General features: G+C 46.6%; 3 protein-coding genes. 2 read left to right on the forward strand and 1 reads right to left on the reverse strand.

What is annotated here, in order from left to right; genetic code table 11:
* A partial coding sequence (locus tag A3738_RS08215) for an MHYT domain-containing protein (RefSeq protein ID WP_304440085.1) occupies window positions 1-550 on the reverse strand: 550 nt, incomplete at its 3' end.
* A gap of 143 nt (window positions 551-693) precedes the next feature.
* On the opposite strand from A3738_RS08215, the gene A3738_RS08220 reads away from it, so the two are divergent.
* The gene (locus tag A3738_RS08220) at window positions 694-945 is read left to right on the forward strand and encodes a hypothetical protein (protein WP_068476078.1); all 252 of its coding nucleotides are present in this window, start codon (window positions 694-696) and stop codon (window positions 943-945) included.
* A 123-nt stretch (window positions 946-1068) separates the two neighbouring features.
* On the forward strand, window positions 1069-3684 hold a 2616-nt coding region (locus A3738_RS08225), incomplete at its 3' end, for a VCBS domain-containing protein (RefSeq protein WP_156504095.1).

A 3684-nucleotide genomic window follows, 5' to 3' on the forward strand; every position in this document is an offset into this window, starting at 1 on the left:
TTTGCCAAACCCGCACATAAAGCGCCAAAAGCGCAAATACGTAAGCCATCACTATCGACAGAACAAACCACGTTGGGTCATAACGAAGAACCAAGTCCTCGTAATGCATGGCTTCCATACCAAGGTAATGCATGGCGCCAATGCCCAAGGCCAAGCATAGAGCCCCGACCTGCATAGAACGCAGATCGAAGCGACGAGCTGCATATAACCTCAGATAAAAGTAAGCACCAATACAAGCGGGTAGAACAGAGATAATTGTGATCACGACGCTCATGTGCATGTGATACGGCAGCTGAAACGCATACATTCCCGTAAAATGCATGGACCAAACACCTAAGCCCATTGTTCCAGAGGCTAGCGCTAGCCAAGCTGCACCTTTGTTATGGCTATGATCTGAGTCGGCATTATCTCGCCACAAACGCTCGACGATCATTAGCATCGCAAACGCTGCTGTTGCCGCAATAATCAACGAGAACAGTACGACTGAATAATCGTAGCTCCCCTCTGTTAGTACAAAACCCTTCTGCGAAAGGTCTTTAAACCGCCACACGCCGCTTTATCCTCAAGCAACAATTTGGCATGAATATAGTCGACAATCTGAGTTTTTCTTGCCTAGACAAAAGACCGCGGCAAGGCCTATTATCGACACAAGCGATATAGCAAAGCTGACGTCATTTATCGGAGCACATTTCTATGGCACGACAATCACCGTTCGAAACTGCCTATATCAACGATCCTAAAATGGAACGTTGCTTTCAGCGTATTTTTGTTAAACAGAGACGATTTTGTTCACCTGATACTGGCAAACCCGAAGTCAGTAAATTACCGAGTTTTATCCTGATTGAAGGAGGATTTATGATCCTCCATGAAGAGGCTTTTCAAGAAGATCTCAAAGATGCGTGGAAGTCTTATGATCAAAGCGGTGATGATGACGAAAAACCCTAGAATAAACCACAGAATTCAAAAACCATACCTCCCGTATTTTGTTTATTATTTACACAAAAAAGCCGAACTTTAGACTATAGTTATTAGATGTTTTCATAATTGAAACTTAGCTAGGCGGTTCGTGTGGCCGCCGGTTACGGAGGAAATATCTACGTGTTTACCGTTGTATCTATCTCTGGCCCCATTTTTTATGTCGACAAGTTCGGACAGCACGTCCAACTAAGAATCGGAGACAAAGTTTCAGAAGACACTCTTCTAAACAGCCCTGACGGAAATCAGGTAGTGCTTCGTTCCCCTGCTGGCGATACCCTGAGCTTTATCGTCAAAGAGCCGCAACTAGTCAGCCATTTTTCCAACACGCTACCTGATCAATCACCAGATCAATTTGATCCTTCAATCAATTCCTCAGACAGCAGCATTAGCACGAGTATTCGTGCAGACGCCAAAGAATCATCTCAGAAAGTAGATATAGAAAACAAAGAAGACACGAAAAACGCGCAAGCTCAATCAGATGGACATCACCACGATACACCGGCAGTTGTCGCAAGAACCAACTTAGAGATCGACAACCATACAGACACATCTGTTTTCTCATCAAGAAGTCTCGCTTCATTCGGCTCCGAACAAGACGATGCCCTAAGCAACACAATCAACGCGCAACACAATCAATTACTAGCAAATTCTTCTGTACACCAAGATCTGCCTATTTCAATTACTGGAGTTTTTGATGGTTCAGTAAGCGAAGACAACCAAGTTTCTGCAAGCGGCCAACTTTCAATTGCTGGCGGCCCAGGCTCTTTCGCTTCGCAAAGTTACCAAGGTCAATACGGTACTCTAACTATCGCACCATCAGGTCAATGGGAGTATCGCCTGAATTCTGGTGCAACAAACGTCGATGCACTGACTGACGGACAACTGGTTTCAGAGCACTTCGACATTCACGCACAAAACGCAGGTGGTGTTGATTTTGCACATGGCTTAGATATCGAAATTACTGGCACAAATGATACCGCCCAAATTACCGATGCAAAGGTCGGAGATGTCACAGAAGATTCGCAACTTAACTCGCGTGGCCAGTTAACAATTAGCGACAAGGATGCCGGAGAAGATCACTTCAGCGCTGGAGATATTCAAGGCGCTTACGGCACACTCCACCTTCAGCAAGATGGAAGCTGGACATACAGCCTCGAGAATCAGCATCCTGATATCCAGGCAATGAACGCGGGCAGCATGATGACAGACACACTCATTGTGCATGCAGCTGATGGCGAGCCTCATCGAATTAATATCCAAATTAACGGCACAAATGATACAGCTGTCATCGGCGGTACAGACTCAAGCAATGTCACTGAAGAGAGCGTCTTACAAGCACAGGGACAGCTTACTATTCAAGATATCGACACTGGCGAGTCCTACTTTCAAGATGGAGACCTGCAAGGCCAATATGGCACCCTACATCTTCAAAAAGATGGTTCTTGGACCTATGACCTTAATAATCAAAACCCGACGGTACAAGCTCTAGGTCAAGGTAAACAGACTACCGACACCATTACCGTAACATCCGCCGACGGCACTAATCATGAAGTAAGAATCACCGTTCAAGGCACAAATGACGTTGCAGTTGTTACTGACTCAGGCGGCCACGGTGTAAAGGAGGACACTAACGTTCAAGGCAATGATCTTGTTGCGACGGGCCAGCTAGCCGTTACAGATACTGATAGTGGCGAAGCCTTCTTCCAAAAAGAAGCGATCACGGGTCAATATGGCACCTTCGCGATCGATAAAGATGGTAGTTGGCAGTTTACAGCAGACAATACTCAAACCGCCATTCAGAGCCTTGCAGCCGGACAACACATCACCGACTCTGCGACAGTGACGACCGCCGATGGCACCAAGCACGACATTGTGGTGACCATAACCGGTACCACAGATCATCCACGAATACACATTCATCCTGCCGATGCGATCGGCACAACAATTGAAGATCAAACCCCCTCTTCGAGCGGCACCCTTTCGGCAATCGCGGTTGACCAGACTACTTTATTGACCTGGTCACTTGACCACACCTCAGGAAAGTACGGATCAATATCAATCGATCCTCAAACCGGTCAATGGAGCTATGATTTAGGACAAGGGACAAGCAATCAGGCGCAACTTACGCAAGCCTTGCATGAAGGTGAAAAACACATCGAAATGTTTGTGGCGACCGTTACCGATTCACACGGTACAACCAGCACACAGGCTATCATCGTCCATGTTCAAGGCACCAATGATGCTCCAGTTTTAAATACGATTACCGCTCAAACAGCCACCGAGGGTGATAGCACTAAGACCACAGGTGTGCTTACCGGTTCGGATATTGATACGAATGACCAACTTACCTTTAGTGCACCGAATGTAGATGGTTTTGTACTAAAGCAAGATGGTAGCTATAGCTTCGACCCAAACCACGGTAGTTATAACCATTTGACGCAAGGCGATGTACAAACCATCACCATCCCTGTGACAGTAACTGACCTAGCTGGCGCGACTGATACCAAGAATCTTGTCATCACCCTAACGGGCACAAATGACGCGCCGGTATTACAGCAAATCCAAGCGCAAAGTGTGACAGAGGATGGCCAATTGCTAACGGGCCAGCTTACAGCAACGGATACTGACGACCATGAAGTCGCTCGTTACAGCGTAATGCAGCAAGTTGATGGGTTTACCCTGCATGCAGACGGCAGCTATAGCTTT

The organism is Oleiphilus sp. HI0066, assembly GCF_001635725.1.